The organism is Janthinobacterium sp. BJB401, assembly GCF_013372745.1.
GTDB classification, from domain to species: Bacteria; Pseudomonadota; Gammaproteobacteria; order Burkholderiales; family Burkholderiaceae_D; genus Janthinobacterium; species Janthinobacterium rivuli.
Genome location: NZ_JABXFH010000041.1, coordinates 1 through 22,243 on the forward strand (window position 1 = coordinate 1; position 22,243 = coordinate 22,243).

The window sequence follows — 22,243 nt, forward strand, 5'->3', positions numbered from 1 at the left end:
AGGTTTAGACTTTGGGGTAATTTAAACATAATGCCTGCGGCTGAACGCCCGCGCAAAGTCCAGCAAGTCCTCGTAGCGCTCGACGGCGTGGATATCCCAGCCCTGCTCGCGGCGCGCGCGCTTCAAATCATCGTAGGTTTTCTGCAGCCATGTGTGGCTGGCCGCGCCCTCCCAGTCGCGCTCCAGGTTCAGGGCCATGGTGCCACCCGCGCCCCCCTGCGCCAGCGCCTTGGCGGAAATATCCCAGCCGCTGTTGCCCAGTTCATCCTTGTCGAACATGGTGGTGATGCCATCATCGGAAATCATCAAAATGTGCGCGGGCCGCTCGCGCTTTGCCGCATAGGTCTGGCGCAGGCGGTGGATGGGGAAACAGGTGCCGCCGCCGAAAAATTCCGTCAGCACACCCAGGATCAGGTCTTCATCGCGCACGAAACCGGGCGTTTGCATCACTTCGTTCTTGCCGCTCCACAGGGTCACCTGCACTTTCGCGCCAGCGCGCAAGGCCGATAGCGCGATGACGGCGCCAGCCAGTGTCAAAAACGAGGTGTGCGCCTGCGGGTTCGGCATGGAACCGGAACTGTCCACGTACATGTCCAGGTCCACGGGCACGGCGTCGATGGCGCGCGCCGGTTCGCGGCCGTACACGCGGCGCACGGTGGTCACACCCGGCACGGGGCGCGGCGATTGCATCACGGATTGCAGCCAGTCGATGTCTTCCAGCGGGTCGCCGATTTCCCATGGCTCCAGCCCTTCCATTTGCGGCTCCTGCGACTCGGGTGCAGGACGGCTGGGGAATGCGACCAGGTGCGGCAAGGCCCGCTCGCGGTAATAGCGGATGGCGATTTCATGGTCGCTCAGGTCCACGCCCGACGCCTTTAGAATGTCGCCCAGCTCGAACGGTTCGCGCAGCTGACCGGCACCCTGCCTGGCCGGCGCCTCGGCTGGCGGTTCTTCACCATCAAGGCCCGAGATGCGCTTGTCGTGCACGGGATGGATGGCGCCATCCGCCTCGTCATCCTCGATCTGCTGCGCGCCATACGTCTGGCAGCCACGGGCCGCATCGCGCGTGTCGAACAGGTAGCGGCTGGGGCTCAGAGCGTCGGTATCCTCGACCAGGTAAGGCAGCAGCAAGGTGGCGAAGCGGCCCGCCGCCAGCATCCAGTCGTTCGCGTAGACGCGGATCAGGCGCGCACCGAGCCAGGCATCCGTGTCCAGGCGTTCATCGGCCTGGCCGCCTCCCAATTCACCCTTTTCCAGCTGCCACAGGTTTTCATAGATGCGCATGTACAGGGTCCATACGCCGCCGCTGCTTTTTGCGTTAGCATCCGCCGCGCGCCCATGCTGCAGCTTGCGGTAGATGTCGGCCATGCGCAGATTCGCCTGGCGTTGCAGACGGTCGTTGATGAACAGGTCCGTGTACAGATTGGCCACCATGGGCGCGTGCTGCTCCAGGGTGGGCAAGGCGCGGCGCATGCGCGCCAGCAGGCGAAACTGGTCGCTGGCGCTGCCCGGCGCGAGGATGTGGTGGCCGATTTCATGGGCGAGCACTTCCAGCGCATAGTCGTCCAGACCCAGCTCCGTCACCAGCGGCAAGTCCACCACCACGCTCTGGTCCAGCAAGCGGATCATGGCAAAGCTGCCGGACAAGCCCTGCTTGCTGGCCTCGACGCGGCTGGCGCACAGGTTCGGATCGCGCAAGCGCGTAAATTTGCTCCACACGGCCAGGGCCTCGGGCCAGGCGGCGCGCCAGGCGTCGATCAGCGCGGTGTCGGCGGTCGTCTTCATGCGAGCGGCAGCAGGCGGATCGCGTGCGTCCACGGCGACGTGATGGCCAGCGTATGCGCATTCGCGGCAAGCGCGATGTCGCCGGCCGGCAGGTCGAGCGCGATGCTGCGCGCGCCGACGTGCACGGTGGCGCCATCGAGGCGCACGGATGATGGCATGCCGGTATTGGCCTGTTCATACTCCTGCGCCGTGGCGCTGTGCAGCACGGCGCCATAGGCGTCGGCCACCAGCAGGTAGTGGCGCTCGGCGCTGCGCACGACAAAACCATCGTTTGTCGCGCGCACTTGCGGCGGCGTGCCGAAATCGCCACCGAGGCCACTGAAGCTGCCGAACTCCCTGCCCTCGGCATTGCCGCGCCATGGATTCGCCATGAGCTGCGCATGCACCTGCGGCCATTGCGCACCCGGCTCGTCAAACGCGGCCAGCGCCAGCGCGGGCGGCAAGGTGTCGGCGGCGGCCAGCGCGCCCAGGCGGAAATGCGCGACGCCGGCGCGCCAGGCCAGCACCTGCCCGACGGCGCGCAGCTGCGCGACGCTGCCCACTTGCGGCGCCACGGCAGCCATCCCGGCCTGCCACTGCGCGGGCCGCGCGCCAGCCACGGTGCAAATGTGGATGGCGGCGTTGCTGAGCATGCCCAATACATCCACGGGCGCCGTCGCCAGCAGCGGCGCAAACTGCGGCGCCAGTTCTCGCCAGACGGTATTCAAGAAGGTATTTTTCGCGACCGGTCCGGCCAGGCCATGGCCCACCAGTTCCAGGGCCATGTCGTAGGCGGCCAGGGTCACGCCGCCCACGCGCTCGGGCGCGGCGGCTGCCACGGCCTGCACCAGCGGATCGACGCCGTCGTGCAAGAAGACGCCAAAGGAGGCCATATCGAGCGAGGGGAAACGCCGGCGCGCTTCCACAGCGCGCGCATTGAACTGGGCGCGGCCGCTGGCAAGTATCGAGGCGAAGGCAGGAGAAATCATCGCAGCCTTTCAGTCGCTGTGCGACAAGTGCAACAGATAGCGTTCGCCATCGCGCTCGAATGCGATCTCGTTCCAGTGGATCGCGTACCACATTGGTGGCGTCATCGTCACGGCGTGCAGGGAAAATCCGCCGAGCGCGTCGTCGAGCGATTCCAGGAAGGCGGCCACCAGCTGCGCGCGAAAGCGCCCGGGGGGCGCCGCCTGCATGTGCCGCGATGAGAAAAACCAGCGCTGGCATACCTGTTCCAGCTGCGCGCGTCCGCACGGCGCCGCACTAATGTGCCACAGCGGCGCCGGCAAGTCGCGCGCGGGTGCGATGACGCGCAAGGCGTAATCTTCCACGCGCAAGCCCAGCGCCGTCGTCAAATCGGGCGCATCGGGCAGGCGCTGCAACTCGTAGCTCGCGCACAGGTCGCTCGCTTCACTATTCAGTAGCGCCAGCGCTTCCAGGAAGCCTTGACAGCGAAGGACGCTCATTGCGAACGCAGCCAGCTGCGGTAATTCGTATAGCGCTGGTGCAGATACTTGAGTTTCAACAGATCGTCGTACAGGGGACCGTACAGTTTTCTCCCCTTCGTGCGTTCGCCGATCAGCTTTTCGATGCGGTTCAAACGCGCCAGGGTTTCGCGCTCGCTGACGCCGTCGAGGCCCAGGTCGAATTCGGCCGACAGCACGCCGACAGGATCGTCGCGGTCCAGGTCCAGGCGGTTGAATTCATCGTTCGACAAATCGAACAAACGGCGCAGCCAGCCCAGTCTGTCGCTGCGGTAGGCGGCGTTTTCCGGCAGCGCGAAAAATGGCGCGTCCGAGTCCGGCTGCAGCTTGTTATGCAGGACGAATGGCAGCACCTGGCGCAAGTCTTCCAGCTCCACCTCGCCATTGCCGCGGAAATACGCCATGGCCTTGGCGTAGATCATCAGCGCCATCAGGGTGCGCACGGAGATGCCGTTCAGGGTCTGGCAGCCCAGGTCCTTCAGGCGGTCGCGCCCATTGTCGGCCGCCTGCGCCTGCCCCCGGTCGGCGCCGGCCAGGCGGGCCGTATCCTTGGTCATGTATTCGAACTGGCCACCGGCCGTCTCGAACAGCTCGAACTGGCTGGCGAAGAATTCCAGGCGCCGGCGCACGGCGTCGGGGATACCCACCTGGCGGATCGCTTCGCCGATCTGGTCCACTTCCGCTTCCGTGAAGATGATATCGGGCGGTACCAGCTCTTCGGGGCGCACGTTTTCTTCCACGCGCAGCAGCAACTCGTTCAGAAAGCGCGGGTTGAAGGCCAGCGCCTGCACCGTCACGTCGACCCGGTCGCGCAGCGCTTCGATCACCTGGTAGGTGCCGCCGCCCTGGTCGTCGTTGGCCGTCAGATACCAAGCCGCTTCCGGGCATTCGTAAATATGGTTCAGCACTTCCGCGTAATTGTCGCCCATGACGGTGAGCAGCGCGCTTTGCGTGCGCGTGGGGATGCGGTTGTATTCATCGACGATCTTCACGCGCATGCCCAGCCAGGCGCGCCAGGCGATGCGGATATCGTCCATGCTTTGCGCGTTCACCAGATCGGCGGGCAGCGGATTGCCAAGCAAATCGGCCACCGTCATCTGCGGGTGGCCATGCTGCATGGCGCGTTTGACTTCCTTGACGGTGGAACCGGCCAGCACGCCCATCAGCAAGGCGCTGGCCGTCTTGCCCCGCCCCGGTCCGCCGACGAACAGACATTTGCGGCGCGTGGCGAACGTCAGCAGCGGCAGCAAAATGAAGCTCGAATAGCTTTGCGCCGACGGCAGATTCAGGGTGCGGCGGCTGTCGCCCACCGAATACGTCTGCGACGGGCCATCGTTGTATTCGATATCGTAATGGGGACTGATGATGGCGTGGTTGACGATCCAGAAATACGCCTGGCGCAGCTTTTCATCGAAAGGCCGCGCCTGCGTCTCGCCTTCCGCTCCCAGCGCGATGGGGCCCTGGTACAGGTCGGCCACGTCGAACTGCCGCGCAACGGGCGCGGACTTGGGTTTGGTGGGGGCCTGGGACAGGCGCTGGAAGAGGTTGAAAGCCATGGACAATTTTCAGAAAATCAGTAATTTCGAACCCAGCCATTTGCCGGGTTCACCTAAGTAAAATTATTACATAAAGTACCAGCTAGCATTGTTCAGTTCGCCAGCCGCGCGCGCCAGTGACAAGCTGCCCGATCCCGTGCGTGACGGTTTTTGCCGGCTGCTGCCGGCAGCATTGCAGAAAAAGAGCCAAGCGACCATGAGCCTGCCTTGCCCCACCACGACAGCACGCCACCGCCCTGGTGTGCCAAGCTTGCATGGTGTACACATGATGGATACCGTCGCTAGCGTTGCGGCCAGAGTACATCAACCTTCTCGTCGTCGGTCAACCACAAGCGCTTTCCGTCCTTGTCCTTGTGCGCACCGAATATTTTCTTGTAGTTATAGCTCTTGCAGTGCAGCTTCAACCAGGCGTGGTAGTAGTCATCAAGAAAAGCGCTGAATGTCTGCTGGAAGCCTGGTTCGCTTGCGTCTTCTTCGGACAGCTCGAAGCGGCCTATCCTGGCAACGATGTGTGCGATGTCCATCCTGCTGACATCGTCAAGTTTCACGGGGTCGGGCAAGGCGATCCTGAACGCCAGCACTTCCGCGCCCTCCTCTTCCCACCACTCGCGCAAATTGAAGCGGGAGATATCTTTTCCCGTTAGCGTCTGCAATTGATCCGCGAGTCTGTCGTATTCGGCATTGTCGTCGTCGCCATGTACGTCACAGAACTGTGCAAAAGCCTGGATCGATGCCAAAATCATGGCATATCTTTCTTCCGCCACGGCCAGCTGGGGCTCCAGCGCTTTCTCTGGTTTCATGCTCATCCTTGCTGGACGATGGTCGCTGGCGCCTCGGCGCACCAGCGCCACCAGCCCAGCGCCACGCACGCTACCAGCAAGGCCAGCAAGCCCGCCACTTCATGGCGAATTTCATACAGCGAAGCGCCCATCTGGTTGAGCGCGACAAAGCCCTGGATGCCGGCCGTCGATGGCAGCAGCCAGCGCAGCCATTGCAGCACGACGGGCATGGACGACACGGGCCACGTCAGGCCAGCGAGGAACAGCACGGGCATCGAGGTGGCGATCATCAGCTGCGTGCCCCGCTCGCGCGTGCGGAACAGCATGCCCAGCAGCATGCCGAAGGCCGCTTCCGCCAAGGAGAACAGCACCAGCAGCAAGAGCATGCCGCCGAAGTTGCCGCCACGGGGGTAATCCTGGAACCAGAAGACGAAGCCGAAGAAATAGCAGCAGTTGAGGAACGCCACGCAGGCAAACGCCAGCAGCATGCCGATGTAAGCACCCGCCGTGCGCTTGCCGGTCACGGGGAAACTCTTGCGCTGGTACCAGGTGCCAAACAGCATGGTCATGCCGATCAGCAAGGTCTGCTGCACGATCAAGGTCGCCACGCCGGGTACGACATACGCGCCATAACCTTCCTTAACGTTAAACAGGGGCACGGCGTCGAAGGCGATGGGCGAGCGCTGCTGGTTGGCTTGGATGGTGGATGGCGTGCCCGCCCCCAGACGTTTCAATTCAATACCGGCCGACACCGTGCCCACCACTTCGGCCAGGCCATTCAAGGCCACCTTGTTGAGCATCAGATACAAGCCATTGCCCGCCACCTGCGCGTGGGCGGCGCGCCCGGCCAGCACGTCCGTCTGCAAGCCGTCGGGAAGGATCAAGACGCCCATGACCTCGTCGCGCCACAGCAAGTCCTGCGCGACGGGCAAGTCCGGCGTGACGGCGATCACTTGCAGCGATGGATGGGCCATGGCAAAGCGCGTCAACTGGCGCGACATGGCGCTGCGGTCCTGGTCGACGACGGCCACGGGCACGCGCTGGACGATTTCCGTCGAGTACGGCAGCGGATAAAAGAAGGAATAGATGATGCCGCCGATGAACAGCAAGGTCAGCGCGCCCTTGTCCGTCAGCATGGCGCGCCAGGTGGCGAGAAATGCCGGCCACATCATGCGCGTCCCCAGGCGGCAGGCGCATTCGCGCGGCGCGCCAGCAGGAGTATGCCCACGGCGCCGCAGCCGATGGCGATACCGGCCAGTATCAGCATTTCCTGTACGCCATAACGCCACGGCGCGCCGGCCAGCCAGTATTTCGTTTGCAGCTGCAGATAATGCGTGAGCGGCAAGGCTTGCGCCCAAGCGCGGGCCGGCGCCGGCATGGCCATCAGGGGAAAGGCCTGGCCCGCAAACGCGAAGGCCGGCGCCGTGATGAAGGCCGCGCCCGACAGGGCCAGACGCAGAGACAGGGTGGCGCCGATCAGCAAGGTGGCCAGGCCGCAATAGGCCAGCACCAGCAGCAGCATGCTCAGTAGTAACGCCGGCAAGCTGCCCGCCACGGCCCAGCCTCGCACCAGGCTGAAGAACAGCAAGTACAGCAGCGCCAGCGCGCAGTAGGCGATGAGGGGAAACAGCAGCTTGGCGCCGATGGCGCGCAGCCAGCTGCCATGGGCCGAGGCCAGCCATTGCGGCACCGTGCCGTCGCGTAACTCGCGTCCGATGCTCGTGACGATGGCGACGACGATGAAAATCTGCAGCATGGCCGGCATCAGGGCCAGGGTCAGAAACGCTTCATAGCTGGTGTTCTCGTTGTATAAACTGTTCAGTGTCGTGCGTATCGGTTCGAACTGGGCGGCAGCCTGCACGCCCGACATGCCCTTTTTCACCCGCGCCGTCATCTCGATGCCGGCCGACAAGGTCGTGCTGACCGTGCGCACGTCGCGCAGCAAGGCGCCCGCGTGCGAGGAAAACTGCGCGTTGTACAGCCATTGCACGGTGGCTTGGCGTCCGCCCAGCAGTTTCTGCTCGAAATCGTCGGGGATCAGCAGGTAGCCGAATGCCGTGCGTTCGCGCAAGCGGTGCAAAGCTTCGTCGCTGGACGCCACTTTCGCCGCCACGGCGATGCCTGGCGAGGCGTCGAGCCAGCGCGTCAGCTGGCGCGACAAGGTGGAGTTATCGTTGTCGATGACGACGATGGGCAAGTCGCGCGCGATGCCGGCCGAAAACACCAGCCACAACATGCCGCACAGCACGACTGGAATCCAGCTGAGCATGCCAAAGTCCCAGAAGTCGCCGCGCAAGCGCCGCCACTCGCGTGCCAGCGCCGCCGGCTGCTCTTTGTCAATCTCCCTCATCTCGTATCAGAGCGGTGGAAACACGACCGACATGCCCGGACGCAAGCCCTCGACCTTGATGGCGGGACGCAAGCGGATCTCAAACGTGCGCAAATCCGTGCCGCCCGGACGGGCCGCGCGCCACGTGGCGAAGTCCGGCAGCACGGCGACCGAACTGACCTTGAAGCTCAGCTGCTGTTTCAGCGCCGGCACATTCGCCGTATGCGTGCTGCCCATGGCAAACGCGGCCATTTCATCTTCGCGCACCTGCAGCACGGCCCAGGCGTCATCGAGGTTCACCAGGGTGATTACGGGAAAGCCTTGCGGCGCCAGTTCACCCGGCTGTATCTGTATCTTGCTGACCTGGCCCGCCACGGGCGCGGCGATCTTCGTTTCCGCCAGAGCGATCTGCGCTTCCGTCAGCACGGCCCCCACCTGGCGCGCCTGGGCGGCGGCGGCCGTCTTGTCTTCCGGACGAGCGCCCTTTTGCGCCATGTCATATTGCGCGCGGGCCGCCTGCGCCAGCTGGTCGGCGGCGCGCCATTGCGCTTGCGCCTCATCGCGTTTCTGCTGGGCGATCACGCCTTGCTCGTACATATTGTTGACGCGGGTGTACGTGGTTTTGGCGATGGTGGCGCCCGTTTGCGCCCGCTCCCAGTTGGCTTTGGCGGCGGCGACTTCTTCCGGACGCGCCCCCGCTTGCGCCTTTTGCGCCACGGCCTCGGCCGCTTGCGTGGCGGCCGTCGCCTGCGCGATCTTCGCATCCACTTCCGGACTCGTCAGCTGGAACAGCAGCTCACCTTTCGGCACCGTCTGGCCCAGTTTGACGTACAGCTCGCCCACCCGACCCGGCACTTTCGACGAGACATTGACTTCCTGCGCATCCATCTGCCCCTGCAAAGGCAGGCGCTGCGGCTGGAACGCCTGGTACAAGCCCCAGCCGACGAAGGCAATCACGATCACTGCGGCGACTATGGCCAACGGTTTTTTGGAGGTGCTCATTATTATTTGTCCACAGGTAATTGGATATCGGCCGCGGCGGCCAGGCTGCCCAGGCGCTGCGTCTCGCCCGTCGCTTCCAGCAATTGCGCCAGGCCCATCACATAGTTATAGGCAGTCTGCGCCCGCTGGGTCTCGACCTTGGCCAGGTTCAGGCGCGCGTCGACCACTTCCAGCGACGTCACTTGCCCTTGCTGGAAAGCCACCGTTTGCAAGCGGATATTTTCGTGCGCCAGTTCCACCGACGACGCCGTGGACAGGTACTGGATGCGGGCGTTTTCCAGCGCGCGCCAGTTCTTTTCGATCAGGGTCGGAATGTCGCGCTCGGCCTGGCGCGCCACCACTTCCACCCGCTCCTGGTCCAGCTTGGCGGCGGCGATCATCTTGCCCGTATTGATACGGTGCACGAGCGGCACGGACACGACCAAGCCGATGGCCCAGTTCGAGCGCACGAGTTTTTCATTGCCGCGGTTCAAATTGTAATTACCGATGGCAAAGACGGTGGGCGCGTATTCCTTGCCGTGCAGCTTCAAGGCTTGCTCGGCCTGCACGCGCTTGCTGTCGATCTTTTTCCAGTTCGCATTTTCCCGCATGCCCGTGCTGATAAACGATTGCAAAGTACCGACCGGCAAGCTGTTGACGAACAGCGGCGTGCTGGGCAGCACTTGCGTGTTGACGGCAAGCAAGCGATCAAGCGCCACCTGGGCGATTTCCTCGTCGCTGCGCGCCTGTGCTTCGTCGCTGCGGGCGCTGTCGAGGGCCACGTCGGCGCGCAGGCGTTCCGCGCGCGAAATCAGGCCGCCTTTTTCCAGCCTGGCCGCGTCACGCTGGTGCTGCGTCACGCCGGCCGTCACTTCGGCCCGCACGGCCACCACTCTTTTCGCCAGCAGCAACTGGAAGTAGCGCTGCGCCACCAGGGTGGCCAGCTGCTCTTCCGCTTCCGTACGCTCGGCCTGGGCGGCCAGAGTCAGACTCGATGCGAGTCCCTTGACGGCGTCCAGGCGCCCGCCCGTGTAGATGGGCCACATGCCCAGCAAGCCGAACGACGTCAAATCCGTCACCACTTCGCGGTTCAGGGAATTGGGAATGTGCGGCGTGGGCAAGCCGGGAATCGCCGGCAGCGCGGATTCGATGCCGCCCACCACGCCGGCCAGGCCGCTCGTATCGATACTCAAATCCGTCGACAACCGGCCGCGAAACGCCGTCAAGTCCACGGAAGGACCATCGATATTCGACAAGGCTTCGGCCTTCAGTGTTTTGGCCCGCGCGTCGAGCGCGGCGCCCTGCACGGCGCCCGAAGCCTTGGCCGCTTGCTGCAGCGCTTCGTTAAAGGTCAGCGGTTCCGCCTGGGCGGGTATGGCCGCGCCGAGCGCGCCCGCCAGCAATAATGATATGTGTCCTTGCAATCTGCCCATGTAGCGTCCAGTCAATGAATGAGGGGAAAGCACGGGGTTGCCATGTTTATACTTTCACAATAACAATTATATCCACGGATGTCCATTCCAGCCTGCACTATTGGTTACTGGAACTGAAACAAAAAAACGGGCGCCTCTTGCGGGGCGCCCGTTGCGCTCAAACCTCTGCCAAGCCAGTTATTTCTTGGCCTTCTTGCCGCCCTTCTCCTTTTCAAACACGGCAAAGAACTCGGACGCCATGTTGCGGATGGCGCGGCCGATGTTGGCGTAGTCGTATTCGTTCAGGTTGGCCAGCGACACGCGGCCGGACGGGTGCGTGGTGCCGAAGCCGCGGCCCGGCAACAGGATGACGCCCGTCTCCTCGGCCAGGCGGAACAGGGCTTCGTTGGGTTTGAGCTTTTTCAGCAGCCACTGCGAAAACTCCACGCCATGCATCTGCGCGGCCAGGGACTCCATGTCCAGCAGGTGGTAGTAGCGCACGGAATTGGCGTCGTGCACCATTGGCAAGCCCAGTTCGCGATACAGCGCTTCCTTGCGGCGCAGCACGATGCGCTTCATCGACTGCTTGTACTTTTGCTCTTCATCCATCAGCGAGAACAGGGAGAACAAGGTCATCTGCGCCTGCACGGGCGTGGACAGGCCGGCCGTGTGGTTCAGCGCCACCGTGCGGCTGTCGGCCACCAGGCGGTCGATGAATTTCAGCTCGCGCGGCTCCGTCGTGATGGAGTGATAGCGCGCATCGAGCTGCTTCTTGATGGTTTCCGGCAACTTGGCAATCTTGGCGTCAAGCACATTGTCTTCATGCGTGGCCACGACGCCCATGCGCCAGCCCGTCGCGCCGAAATATTTCGAGAACGAATACACGAGGATGGTGTTGAACGGGCAAATGGCGAACAGCGAAACGAAATTGTCGGCAAAGGTGCCGTACACGTCATCGGTCAAAATGATCAGGTCCGGGCGCTTCTTGATGATCTTGGCGATGTATTCCAAGGTTTCGTCATCGATCTTGACGGATGGCGGATTGCTGGGGTTGACGAGGAAGAAAGCTTTGACTTTGGGATCGAGCAGCTTGTCCAGTTCCTTCTTGGTGAATTGCCAGTTATTCGATTGCGGCGCATCGATGTGCACGGTGTTCAGCTTGTAATCGTTCAGCTGGGGAATTTCAATGTAGGGCGTGAAGATCGGCATGCCCAGGGCGATCGTGTCGCCTTCCTGGATGATGTGGTTCGATTTCAGGCTGGCGAACAGATACGTCATGGCGGCAGTGCCGCCTTCGACGGCGTACATGTCGAAGTTGCCGACGAACGGGTGCTTGCCGATCATTTCGCGGTGGATATACTGGCCGACGATTTTCTCGGACAGGCGCAGCATGCGGTCCGGCACCGGATAGTTGCAGCCGAGGATGGCTTCGCACATCTCGTAGAGGAAGTCGCCCGCGCTCAAGCCCAGCTGGTCGCGCACATACGACACGGCCGCCTCGATGAAATGCACGCCGGGGTTGCCTTCGTGTTTACGCACGAAGATTTCAAAGCGCGCCTCGATGCCCTCGCGCGTGGGGAAACCACCCACATCGTCCATGTACACATAGGAACGTTCCGCTTCCGTCATGGCGAACTGGCCGAACTGGAAGAAGCCGTGGCGCGGCGTGGTCGCCAGGAAATTCGGGTTGCCGCGGCCCGCATTGAGCATCAAACGGTTGCTTTGCTTGGCCGTCTGGATCAGCGCATCCTTTAATTCGAATGGGCTCAACAGGGCGAGTTTGCTTGGGTTACTGAAATCCATGTGTGCTACTCCTTATAGACAGACAATGTGCAGGGTTCTTGCAGACTCAAACGAAGGCCACGATGAGCGGCCCCAGCAAGGTCAGGAAAACGTTGGCCAAGGCATACGTGATGGCAAACGGTACGGTGGGAATCGAGTTTTGCGCCGCGTTCAGCACTTCGCCGAACGCGGGATTGGCGCTGCGCGAGCCGGACAAGGCGCCCGCAAACACGGCCACGTTGTCATAACGCAAGATGTAGCGGCCGATCAGCATGGTCAAAATCATCGGCAGGATGGTCACCACCACGCCGACGCCAAACAGGGTCAGGCCATGTTCGCCCACGGTTTGCACGGCTTGCAGGCCGGACGTGAGGCCGACGACGGCAACGAAGCCGGCCAGGCCCAGGTCTTTCAAGATTTGCACGGCGCCGCTGGGCATGTAGCCGAAGGTCTGGCGCTTGGCGCGGAACCAGCCGAATACCAAGCCCGACAGCAGAACGCCGCCGCCGCTGCCCAGGGTCAGCGGAATCGAACCGATGCGCGCCACCAGCAAGCCCACCAGCAACCCGACGACGAGGCCGGCGCCCATGTAAACAAAATCCGTCTTGGCGCTTGGCACGATCATGTAACCCACTTCGGCCGCCACGCGCTTGACGTCCTGCTCGGCGCCGTAGATGGTCACCACGTCGCCCGTCTGCACGATGGTTTCCGCCTGCATCGGCAGGATCTTGCCCATGCGGCTCAGTTGCACGACAAAGATGCCGTGACGCACGCCCGGCGCCGTGGCGCTGCGGATCTCGCCCACCGTCTTGTTGTGGTAAGCCTTGTTGGTCAGCACCATGTCGCGGCGCTGCATCACCAGCTCCATGCCTTCGACGGCCAGCAATTCCTTGCCCAGCTGGGAAGACACGCTGAGCATGGCTTCGCGCCGGCCCACCAGCAGCACGATATCGTCGGCCGCCAGCACCAGATCCGGACTGACGTCGATGATCTGGCCATTGCGTTTCACGCGCTCGATGGTAATCGCCGTGTTCGGATGGGCGCTTTCGATCTCTTCCACGGAGCGCCCGGCACCGGGGCCCACGTCGTAGATGCGGCCGATCAGGTCGGGCGCGGCCGGCGTCTGGCCCGGCCCCAGCACCTGCACGCCCGCCTGCAGCGCCGTTTCCGCCTTGATCGCATCTTCGCGGATGGTGCGCCCCATGAGCTTTGGCAAGATGTTGACGCAGACGATGATGGCGCCAAACGAACCGAACACATACGTGACGGCATAGCCGACGGCCACGTTGCCCTGCAGGCGCGCCACTTCCTCGGCCGCCAGGCCCAGCTTGGTGATCGCGTCGCCGGCCGTGCCGATGATGGCCGACTGCGTCAAGCCGCCCGCCGCCACGCCGGCCGCCAGGCCCTTGTCCAGGCCAAAGAGCCTGGCCAGGATGACCACCGTCAGCAGCGACGTCACGGCCAGCACGACGGCCAGAATGATTTCGCGCACCGACTGGCGCCCCAGCGAATTGAAAAATTGCGGCCCGCTTTCATAGCCGACCGCGTAAATGAACAGGGCGAACAGCACCGACTTGACGCCAGGATCGATGGCGACGCCTACCTGGCTGACGAGTACCGCCACCAGCAATGAACCGGCGACCCCGCCCAGCTGAAACGAGCCGAACTTGATCTTGCCGATGTAGTAACCCGCTGCCAGGGAGAGAAACAAGGCAATTTCAGGCGACTTCTTGAATAACTCATGCAACCATTCCATGCGGACCGCCTTTCATGTTGAAGGATTTCTTTACTGCATCTGCCTCAGGCGTGCACCGAGCCGGCCAGGGCCACGATGAGCGGCCCCAGCAGGGGCAGCACCACGTTCGAGATCGCATACGTAATCGTGTAGCCCAGCAAGGGCGTGGAATTGCCGGCCGCGTTCTGCACGGCCGACAGGGCCGGCGTGCTGCATTGCTGGCCGGCGATGGCGCCCAGCAGCACGGGCGCTTCCAGCTTGAGGAAAAAGTGCCCCACCAGCAGGGACAGCGAAGCGGGGACGACGGCGATCAACACGCCCATCAGCGGCAGCGACAGGCCGTACTGGCGGATCAGATCGATCGCCTGCGGCCCCGACGCCAGGCCCACGCAGGCGATGAAGGTGGCCAGGCCGATATCTTTCATCATGTCGAGCGCGCTCGGGTGGATGCCCGGCATGCCCGGTTTTCGCGCCTGGTACCAGCCGAACACGAGGCCTGTGAGCAAGGCGCCGCCGCCCGTGCCCAGCGAAAACGGGATGCCGCCCAGCTTGGCACTGAAGCCGCCGATATACACGCCCAGCACGATGCCGATGCTGGCGTAGACGATATTGCTGCGCTCGCCCGTGGGCACGCGCTTGCCGATGGCGGCCAACGCCGTGTTCAGCTCGCGCCCTTCCGTCGTGCCATACAGGCGCAGCACGTCGTCGCGCTGCAGGGACAGATCGGGCAGCGGCGGCATGCTGTGCTCGCCACGGACGACGGCCGCCACGTGCACGCCGGACGGCAAGGCCAGCTGACGCAAGGGCTGGCCCAGCAGCGCCGCTTGCTGCAGCACCACTTCGACGGCCGAGACGGCCATGTTCAAGCCCGTCGTGTCGGCAAATTCCTCGCCCAGAATGGCTTCGGCCGCCACCAGCGCGGGACGGTGGCCGATCACCAGCACTTCATCGTTGTTGCGCAGGCGCAGTTCCGGTTCCAAAGGCAATACCTTGCCATGCCGGCGCACACGCGTGATGCTGGCGCGGCCCGCGAAAATATGCTGCAAGGCATCGAGACGCCGCCCCGCGTCGCGGCTGATGCGGTAAGCGCGCCCCACCATATCCGGCGTCGCCTGCACGCCGTCGCCATCGCTCTGCGCGCCGCCCATCTTTTCCCACAATTTATCGGCTTCCTCGCGCAGGTTGACGCGCAACAACAGCGGAAAAATCTGGCTGGTGGCGATGACGATGGCGATCAGGCCGAAAATATATGTGATGGAATACGCGGTCACCACGTTGGCCTGCAGCTCGGCGATGCGGGCGGCTGGCAGCGCCAGCTTCGAGATGGCGTCCGTGGCCGTGCCGACGACGGCCGATTCCGTCGCCGCGCCCGCCATCATGCCGGCCGCCGTGCCCTGGTCCAGGCCCAGGAAACGCGTGGCCAGCAGCACCAGCGCCAGCACCACCACCACTTCGATCAGGCACAGCAAACCCAGGCGCAAGCCCTTGGCGTTGAGGTTGGCAAAGAACTGGGGACCGCCCGCATAGCCGAGGGCAAAGATGAACAGCATGAAAAAGACATTCTTGACGCTGGCGTCCAGGGTGATGCCCAGCTGGCCGATCAGCAGCGCGGCGATCAGGGTGCCGCACACGCCGCCCAGCTGGATGGGACCGAAGCGTATCTGCCCTACCGCATAGCCGAGCGCCAGCGCCAAAAACAGGGCCAGTTCCGGCACTTGATGCAATACCGACGTGATCGAATCGAACATGGGCAAACCTTCGAAAAGATAACGGATGGTTACAAGGGGGACAGAGCGTTCGGCGGCTGGCGGCGGCTGACTTTCGAACGGGCGCACGGGTCCCGCACGACACCTGCGGTAAACGCTTGTGCTGGGAGAGTCTTGCAAAATGTTGCAACGTGGAATTATGTTCGGTGAAAATTTTATAAGTGTCAACAGGTGTTCTGTTGAACTCGTCTTGCGTTTTATCAAACATCGTGCGCACGATTCAGCGCTTGTTTGACATTGATCAATAAAACCATTAGTAATGTTTTGGACGATACCAAAGCGCCTGGCGCGCCAGCGGCGTTGCCTCCGGCAAACGGAAATAAGGCAGCCATGGATGGGGCAACAGCACTTCCAGGCTGGCCAGCAGGGTTGGGAATTAATCCAGATCAATAAAACCGCAAATACAAAATAAATCTTGCGTGCTGCTCTGGACGGCATGCGCGCCCCTCGCCTACGCTGTTTTTTTTATTTGAAAAACAAGAGGAACCCATGCGGACAGCGCGCTTGAATATTATTGGAATGGATCACGAAGGCTGCGCCGACAGGCTGACGGGGGCGCTCGAAGCCGTCACGGGCGTGGCCACCGTGTGCGTCTCGCTGGCGCGCCACGGCGCCACGGTGCAGTTCGATGAACGGCTGGCCACGCAGGAGCGCCTGCTGGCCGCCGTCAATGACGCCGGCTTCATGGGCGAGGCCTCCAACGAAGAACAACTGCCGTCCTGCAGCGGCGCCTGCGGCCACTGCCGCCATTGAGTACCGTCACTGCGCGCCGCCATCTTCCCGCTCAGCCTTCCCGCGCGCCCCGGTCGCGCAGATGCGCCAGCACGCGGCGCGGTCCCAGCGCCTGCAGGTCGAACGGCGGCAACTCGATGGCGTCGAGCGTATTCTTGAACAGCAGACCCAGTTCCGTGTCCCCTTCCAGGCTCAGGCGGCGGCTGAAGAACAGGGTGTCGGGATCTTCCTGGCGCCGCGCCAGCAGCATCAGATCATGCACGCTGGCGGCGATGCACAGGTCCGGTACATCGACATAGCGCTCGGCCACGAACACCGTGCCCTGCCACTCGAAATCGAAGGCGATGCCCGCGTCCAGCAGCCGCAAACGCAGGCTGCGCCCTTCCAGGCTGCGCCGCACGTCGTCGGGCAATTGCGGCGCCAGCAGGCGGTTCAAACCCTGCACGAACAGCCAGGAGGCGGGATACGGCGGCAGCTTGGACAGCAATTCGGCCAGCGGCTCGGGCAGCCGATACGACACGGCGGGCTTGCTCGCGGGAGGCTTGGCCGGGACGGGCAATCTTTCCAGTTGATCTTGCATGGTGCTTCCTTTCAATGCGTTCAATGGGCGGCGTGCTGTTCCATGCCGGGCTGGCCGTGCCAGTAACCGTCACAGGCGCCGGCCGGCTGGCAGGCCGCCAGCTGGGCCTGGGCGCCGATGCCGCTGACCTGGCCGCGGCGGGCGCGGTCAAAGATGGCGATCACCTGTTCCGTATGCATGGCCTGCGGGCTGATACGCGCCACCGCCACGCCCATGTCGCGCATGGCGTCGAGTTCGCGCACCAGGTTGTAGACCAGCGCCGACTGCGTCTGCGTGCCGTTCAACACGAGGAACGGCACTTCGTCGCGCGTGCGCAGCAGCAGGCCGTCCGGCTCTTCCAGGCAGCTGTAGCCGCAATCGTCTTTCGGCAGGTTGCGGTTGCGCGCCGTGAAGCAGCGCGCGGAAAACGCCAGCGGCATGCGGCCGTAGGCGAACACTTCCGTCTCCAGCCCTTCCGGTTTCTGGCGCTGCATCTCGGCCAGCGCCGTCTGTCCCATTTCCAGCGGCATCACCCAGCGCCGCGCGCCCAGGCGCGCCAGCAACTGCAGGCTGGGGCCATTGAACAGGTTCAAATGGGGGCCGGCGACGAAGGGCGTGCCCTTTTCCATGCAGTGCACGGCGCCCATGTCGTTGGCCTCGACGCCGTAGCGGCCATTGCCCGTGATGCGGCGCAGGGTCGCCAGTTCCGCACCCGCCTCGATCAGCGCCTGCGTCGACAGCACCACTTCCTTGCCGGCAGCGGCCAGCATGTCGGCGATATCGAGCCAGTCGGCCAGGCGCACCTCATGCCGGCGCGAGCACACGGTTTCGCCCAGATACACGATATCGACGGCCGTGCCGGCGATCTGCTGATAAAACTCGAAAACGGTGGCGCGCGGCCAGTAGTACAGCAAGGGGCCCAAAGAAAGCTTCAGCATGTTCATCCTTTATTTCCAAGATCTATGGTAAGCGCCGAGGGTGTGCTGCTGGCCCTCGGCCAGCTTGTCCATGGCCGCCATCCAGCCCGGCTTGACGGCGTAGCGCGCATTGCCTTCGCGGCAGGCGTCGATCGCTTCGCGCCACACGCGCGTCACCTGCGCCACGTAGGCGGGGCTGCGCTGGCGTCCTTCGATTTTCACGGCGCGCACGCCCATGGCGATCAGCTGCGGCAGCAGCGCCAGCGTGTTCAGACTGGCCGGCTCCTCGATGGCGTAATACTCTTCGTCATTGACTTCGAAACGTCCCTTGCACAGGGTCGGATAGCTGGCGTTTTCGCCCGGTGCATAGCGGTCGATCAGCACGCCGTTCAGGCGCGATTCCAGGCCGTTCGGCGTTTCCAGCCAGCGCACGGATTTCGCCGGCGAGCACACGCCGTGCGTGTTCGGCGCCTCGCCCGTCGCATACGACGACAGCGCGCAGCGCCCTTCGACCATCACGCACAGGCTGCCAAAACCGAAGACTTCGATCTCGACTTCCGTCTTGCTGATCAACTGTTCCACCTGCGCCATCGACAGCACGCGCGGCAGCACGGCGCGGGCGATGCCGAAGTGTTCATGGTAAAAATTGATGGCTTCGTAGTTGGTGGCCGAGCCTTGCACGGACAGGTGCAAACGCAGCTGCGGGTGGTGCTGGGCCGCATACGCCATCAGGCCCGGATCGGCCACGATCATGGCGTCGATGCCGGCCTGCGCGGCGCGGTCGATGGCGCTGCGCCACACGGCCCAGTTGTGCGGCTGCGGATAGGTGTTCAGCGCCAGCAGCACCTTGCGTCCATATTGATGGGCGTAGCGCACGCCCTCGGCGATGGCCTTCTCGTCGAAATTGAGGCCGGCGAAATTGCGCGCATTGGTGGCGTCGCGAAAACCCAGATAGACGGTATCGGCGCCATTGTCGATGGCCGCTTTCAGGGCAGGCAGGCTGCCGGCGGGGCAGACCAGTTCCAGCGGTCCGGCCACGCGGGTGGCGGTGGTTGAATCAAGCATCATGATATTCACAGTCCTGTATCGGCTCAGGGTGCAGACTATAGCCCCGCCCATGCCGCCCAGTCCTTGACGCAGGTGAAGGAATGCATGCATGGCTGGCGCGCGTTCAACTTGCTTGACCTGGCTGTAAAATGCCCCACTTTTCACCCTCGTCGATTGACCGCCATGACCCGCAAACCGCTGCTGATTTTCCTGCTCACCCTGTTCCTCACCGCGCTGCAAGTGCAGTGGGCCGGCCCGGCCGATGGCTATGACGCAAACACCATCTCCGTGCTGTCGCCCGAAGTGCTGGGCGCGTATCCGGGCGTGCTGCTGCTGTTCCTGCTGGCCGTGTTCGCGCGCCGCCAACTGCCGCTGCTGCGTCAGGCCGCCATCTGCACGGGCCTGCTGGCCGTCTACTGGCTGCTGGCGAATTACGTCACGTTCGACGCACGCGTGGCCAGCTGGAGCACCTACTCGCCGCTGGAAATCTGGGCACACGTGCTGCCCGCCTCCGTCGCCAGCATCGCCGCCTGCGGCGTCGCATTCTTTTGCGCGAGCTGGCTGATCCTGCGCGAAACGCGCTGGAACAAAACCGGCTGAGGTGGTTTTTTCACCTGCATCAAGGATTCGTCACGCAACTGCACGCACCCTTTGACGCCACTATATTTAGTTATTAATCTCCATAAAAACACCGCATGTTGTGTTTATTGGAGGTTTCATGACGACAAATGCAGTTTCCCCCACACGCGGCCAGGTCGATGTCGCCGCGTCCATCAATGAATACCTGGACCGGCGCGACTGGCGTGTCAACGCCAACGCCAACCAGGGCTACTCGCTGGGCGGCCTGATACTCAATGTGTCGGGCAAGGTCATCGCCAACTACTGGCTGGACCAGGTGTATCCGCCGGAAGTGGGCGCAGCGCACCGCGAAGCGGCGCTGCACATCCACGACCTCGACATGCTGGCCGGCTATTGCGCCGGCTGGTCGCTGCGCACCTTGCTGCACGAAGGCTTGAATGGCGTGCCGGGCAAGATCGAATCGGGCCCGCCGAAGCACATGTCGAGCGCCATCGGCCAGATCGTCAACTTCCTCGGCACCCTGCAAAACGAGTGGGCCGGCGCGCAGGCGTTCAGCTCCTTCGACACCTACATGGCGCCCTACATCCGCAAGGACAGCCTGCGCTACGAAGACGTGCGCCAATACATGCAGGAGCTGATCTTCAACCTCAACGTGCCATCACGCTGGGGCACGCAGACGCCGTTCACCAACCTCACGTTCGACTGGGTCTGCCCGGACGATTTGCGCGAACAGATTCCCGTCATCGCCGGCCAGGAGATGGACTTCAGCTATGGCGAGCTGCAGGCCGAGATGGACATGATCAACCGCGCCTACATCGAGATCATGATGGCGGGCGACGCCAAGGGCCGGGTCTTCACCTTCCCCATCCCCACCTACAACATCACCGAGGATTTCGACTGGCATAGCGAAAACGCGGAACGCCTGTTCGAGATGACGGCCCGCTACGGCCTGCCCTACTTCCAGAACTTCATCAATTCGGAACTCAAGCCGAACATGATCCGCTCCATGTGCTGCCGCTTGCAGCTGGACTTGCGCGAACTGCTCAAAAGGGGCAATGGCCTGTTCGGTTCCGCCGAGCAGACCGGCTCCCTGGGCGTGGTGACGATCAACTGCGCGCGCCTGGGCCACTTGTGGCGCGGCGACGAGCCTGCGTTGCTGGCCGACCTGGACCGCCTGCTGGAGCTGGGCAAGACCAGCCTGGAAATCAAGCGCCGCACCATCGAGGAACTGATGCAGCAAGGCCTGTTCCCGTACACGAAACGCTACCTGGGCACCTTGCGCAATCACTTTTCCACCCTGGGCGTAAACGGCATCAACGAGATGATCCGCAATTTCAGCGGCGATGCTTACGACATCACGTCCGCCGAGGGCCATGCGCTGGCGATACGCCTGCTCGACCACGTGCGCGCCCGCATGGTGCAATTCCAGGAAGAGACGGGCCATATGTACAACCTGGAAGCGACGCCGGCCGAAGGCACGACGTACCGCTTCGCCCGCGAAGACCGCAAGCGCTATCCCGCCATCCTGCAGGCGGGAACAAGCGACAACCCGTATTACACGAATTCATCGCAGCTGCCCGTCGGCCATACGGACGATCCGTTCGAGGCGCTGGAATTGCAGGACGCGCTGCAGCGCAAGTACACGGGCGGCACGGTGCTACACCTGTACATGACGGAAGCGCTGTCGGACGCCAACGCCTGCCGCGAGCTGGTCAAACGCGCGCTGAGCCGCTTTTCGCTGCCCTACATCACCGTCACGCCCACGTTTTCCATCTGCCCGCGCCACGGCTACCTGGCCGGCAAACATGAATTCTGTCCCACCTGCGACGCGGAACTGATCGCCCGCAAGCAGTCCGATCTCGCTCACCCACTCAAGGAAACGCCATGAACGCACGTCCCGACTTCACTCCCGCCATCACCCTGCTCGACACCGAACGCCAGCGCTGCGAAATCTGGACCCGCGTGATGGGCTACCACCGCCCCGTCGCCTCGTTCAACATCGGCAAGCAGGGCGAATTCCACGAGCGCCAGTATTTTACGGAAGCGAGCGCCAAGGTTGGCCAGCCCGCCTGCCATGGCTGAGTTGAAAGTGGGCGGCCTGACGCCCTTTTCCGCCACCGACTACCCGGGCAAGCTGGCTGCCGTGGTGTTCGTGCAGGGCTGCCCCTGGCGTTGCGGCTATTGCCACAATCCGCATTTGCAGGCGCGCACGCCGGAAGGCGCCATGCCCTGGCAGGACGTCCTGACCTGGCTGCGCCGCCGCGTAGGCCTGGTCGACGCCGTCGTCTTCAGCGGCGGCGAAGCGTGCATGGACCCGGCGCTGGCGCGCGCCATGCAGGACGCCAGGGAACTGGGGTTCGGCATCGGCCTGCACACGGCCTGCATCTATCCGCAGCGCCTGCAGGAAGTGCTGCCCCTGGTTGACTGGGTCGGCTTCGACATCAAGGCGCCGTTTGCCGACTATCGTCATGTGACCCGCGTGGCCGGCAGCGGCGACCCGGCGCGCGCCTGCCTGGACGCCATCCTCGCCAGCGGCGTGGCTTACGAATGCCGCACCACCACCCACCCGGACCTGCTGCCGGACGAGCAGTTGCTGGCCCTGGCCGCCACCCTGGCCGCCAAGGGCGTCGAGAACTACGTGCTGCAGCAGTTCCGCGCCGAAGGCTGCGCGGACGCGGCGCTGTCCGGCCGCCCCTTGCACGGCTATCCGGCGGCGACTACTGTGGCGCAAATCGGCGCCATGTTTCCGCGATTTACATTCCGTAATCATGGCGGTTGATCCTGCAGCCACATAATTGTTGAAAGTCCCACAAAATTCCCC

20 protein-coding genes are annotated in these 22,243 nt (G+C 63.5%); 5 read left to right on the forward strand and 15 right to left on the reverse strand.

The window, feature by feature from the left end; all coding sequences use genetic code 11:
* Positions 1–21: 21 nt before the first annotated feature.
* The 12 genes from HWE17_RS21805 to aspT (HWE17_RS21860) form a co-directional block, all read right to left on the reverse strand.
* Positions 22–1,785 (reverse strand): VWA domain-containing protein, encoded by a 1,764-nt coding sequence (locus HWE17_RS21805; protein ID WP_176390208.1) that lies wholly within the window; start codon positions 1,783–1,785, stop codon positions 22–24.
* Positions 1,782–2,753 (reverse strand): hypothetical protein, encoded by a 972-nt coding sequence (locus HWE17_RS21810; RefSeq protein WP_176390209.1) that lies wholly within the window; start codon positions 2,751–2,753, stop codon positions 1,782–1,784. The genes HWE17_RS21805 and HWE17_RS21810 overlap by 4 nt, the downstream gene beginning before the upstream one ends.
* Positions 2,754–2,762: 9 nt before the next feature.
* Entirely contained in the window at positions 2,763–3,230 is a 468-nt protein-coding gene (locus tag HWE17_RS21815) for a hypothetical protein (RefSeq protein WP_176390210.1), read from the reverse strand.
* Entirely contained in the window at positions 3,227–4,804 is a 1,578-nt protein-coding gene (locus tag HWE17_RS21820) for an AAA family ATPase (RefSeq protein WP_176390211.1), read from the reverse strand. Before HWE17_RS21820 ends, HWE17_RS21815 begins: the two co-directional genes overlap by 4 nt.
* A gap of 281 nt (positions 4,805–5,085) precedes the next feature.
* Positions 5,086–5,604, reverse strand: coding sequence for a hypothetical protein (locus HWE17_RS21825; RefSeq protein WP_176390212.1), 519 nt, complete (start codon positions 5,602–5,604; stop codon positions 5,086–5,088).
* Between the two features lie 2 nt (positions 5,605–5,606).
* Positions 5,607–6,755: an ABC transporter permease gene (locus HWE17_RS21830; protein ID WP_176390213.1), complete on the reverse strand. Its 1,149-nt coding sequence runs from the start codon at positions 6,753–6,755 to the stop codon at positions 5,607–5,609.
* Positions 6,752–7,933 (reverse strand): ABC transporter permease, encoded by a 1,182-nt coding sequence (locus HWE17_RS21835; protein ID WP_176390214.1) that lies wholly within the window; start codon positions 7,931–7,933, stop codon positions 6,752–6,754. The genes HWE17_RS21830 and HWE17_RS21835 overlap by 4 nt, the downstream gene beginning before the upstream one ends.
* A gap of 6 nt (positions 7,934–7,939) precedes the next feature.
* On the reverse strand, positions 7,940–8,914 hold the full coding sequence (locus HWE17_RS21840; protein WP_176390215.1) for an HlyD family secretion protein: 975 nt from the start codon (positions 8,912–8,914) through the stop codon (positions 7,940–7,942).
* A gap of 2 nt (positions 8,915–8,916) precedes the next feature.
* Positions 8,917–10,326, reverse strand: a complete 1,410-nt coding sequence (locus HWE17_RS21845; protein WP_255206346.1) for a TolC family protein — start codon at positions 10,324–10,326, stop codon at positions 8,917–8,919.
* Positions 10,327–10,503: 177 nt separating this feature from the next.
* Entirely contained in the window at positions 10,504–12,108 is a 1,605-nt protein-coding gene (locus HWE17_RS21850; RefSeq protein WP_176390216.1) for a bifunctional aspartate transaminase/aspartate 4-decarboxylase, read from the reverse strand.
* A gap of 46 nt (positions 12,109–12,154) precedes the next feature.
* Positions 12,155–13,843, reverse strand: a complete 1,689-nt coding sequence (gene aspT / locus HWE17_RS21855) for an aspartate-alanine antiporter (protein ID WP_176390217.1) — start codon at positions 13,841–13,843, stop codon at positions 12,155–12,157.
* A 44-nt stretch (positions 13,844–13,887) separates the two neighbouring features.
* Positions 13,888–15,570 (reverse strand): aspartate-alanine antiporter, encoded by a 1,683-nt coding sequence (gene aspT / locus HWE17_RS21860; RefSeq protein ID WP_176390218.1) that lies wholly within the window; start codon positions 15,568–15,570, stop codon positions 13,888–13,890.
* A 522-nt stretch (positions 15,571–16,092) separates the two neighbouring features.
* Between aspT (HWE17_RS21860) and HWE17_RS21865 the strand changes: the two genes are divergently transcribed.
* On the forward strand, positions 16,093–16,341 hold the full coding sequence (locus tag HWE17_RS21865; protein WP_158300164.1) for a heavy-metal-associated domain-containing protein: 249 nt from the start codon (positions 16,093–16,095) through the stop codon (positions 16,339–16,341).
* A 31-nt stretch (positions 16,342–16,372) separates the two neighbouring features.
* Here the strand turns inward: HWE17_RS21865 and HWE17_RS21870 are convergent, their stop codons facing one another.
* The 3 genes from HWE17_RS21870 to HWE17_RS21880 are packed head-to-tail and all read right to left on the reverse strand — an operon-like array spanning position 16,373 to position 18,861.
* Complete coding sequence (locus HWE17_RS21870; RefSeq protein WP_099402486.1) at positions 16,373–16,900, reverse strand: SCP2 domain-containing protein; 528 nt, start codon at positions 16,898–16,900, stop codon at positions 16,373–16,375.
* A 20-nt stretch (positions 16,901–16,920) separates the two neighbouring features.
* Positions 16,921–17,817 (reverse strand): U32 family peptidase, encoded by an 897-nt coding sequence (locus tag HWE17_RS21875; protein ID WP_099388543.1) that lies wholly within the window; start codon positions 17,815–17,817, stop codon positions 16,921–16,923.
* Between the two features lie 9 nt (positions 17,818–17,826).
* On the reverse strand, positions 17,827–18,861 hold the full coding sequence (locus HWE17_RS21880; protein WP_035826745.1) for a peptidase U32 family protein: 1,035 nt from the start codon (positions 18,859–18,861) through the stop codon (positions 17,827–17,829).
* A gap of 165 nt (positions 18,862–19,026) precedes the next feature.
* Between HWE17_RS21880 and HWE17_RS21885 the strand changes: the two genes are divergently transcribed.
* From HWE17_RS21885 to HWE17_RS21900, 4 genes are all read left to right on the forward strand, one after another.
* A complete protein-coding gene (locus HWE17_RS21885; protein ID WP_176390219.1) occupies positions 19,027–19,443 on the forward strand; it encodes a hypothetical protein in 417 nt (138 codons plus the stop codon).
* A gap of 118 nt (positions 19,444–19,561) precedes the next feature.
* Positions 19,562–21,310 (forward strand): ribonucleoside triphosphate reductase, encoded by a 1,749-nt coding sequence (locus tag HWE17_RS21890; RefSeq protein WP_035817517.1) that lies wholly within the window; start codon positions 19,562–19,564, stop codon positions 21,308–21,310.
* Entirely contained in the window at positions 21,307–21,504 is a 198-nt protein-coding gene (gene nrdD / locus HWE17_RS21895) for an anaerobic ribonucleoside-triphosphate reductase (RefSeq protein ID WP_035817515.1), read from the forward strand. Before HWE17_RS21890 ends, nrdD begins: the two co-directional genes overlap by 4 nt.
* Positions 21,497–22,201 carry an anaerobic ribonucleoside-triphosphate reductase activating protein gene (locus HWE17_RS21900; RefSeq protein ID WP_176390220.1) on the forward strand — a complete coding sequence of 235 codons (705 nt, stop codon included), beginning with the start codon at positions 21,497–21,499 and terminating at the stop codon, positions 22,199–22,201. Before nrdD ends, HWE17_RS21900 begins: the two co-directional genes overlap by 8 nt.
* The last annotated feature ends 42 nt before the right edge of the window (positions 22,202–22,243 follow it).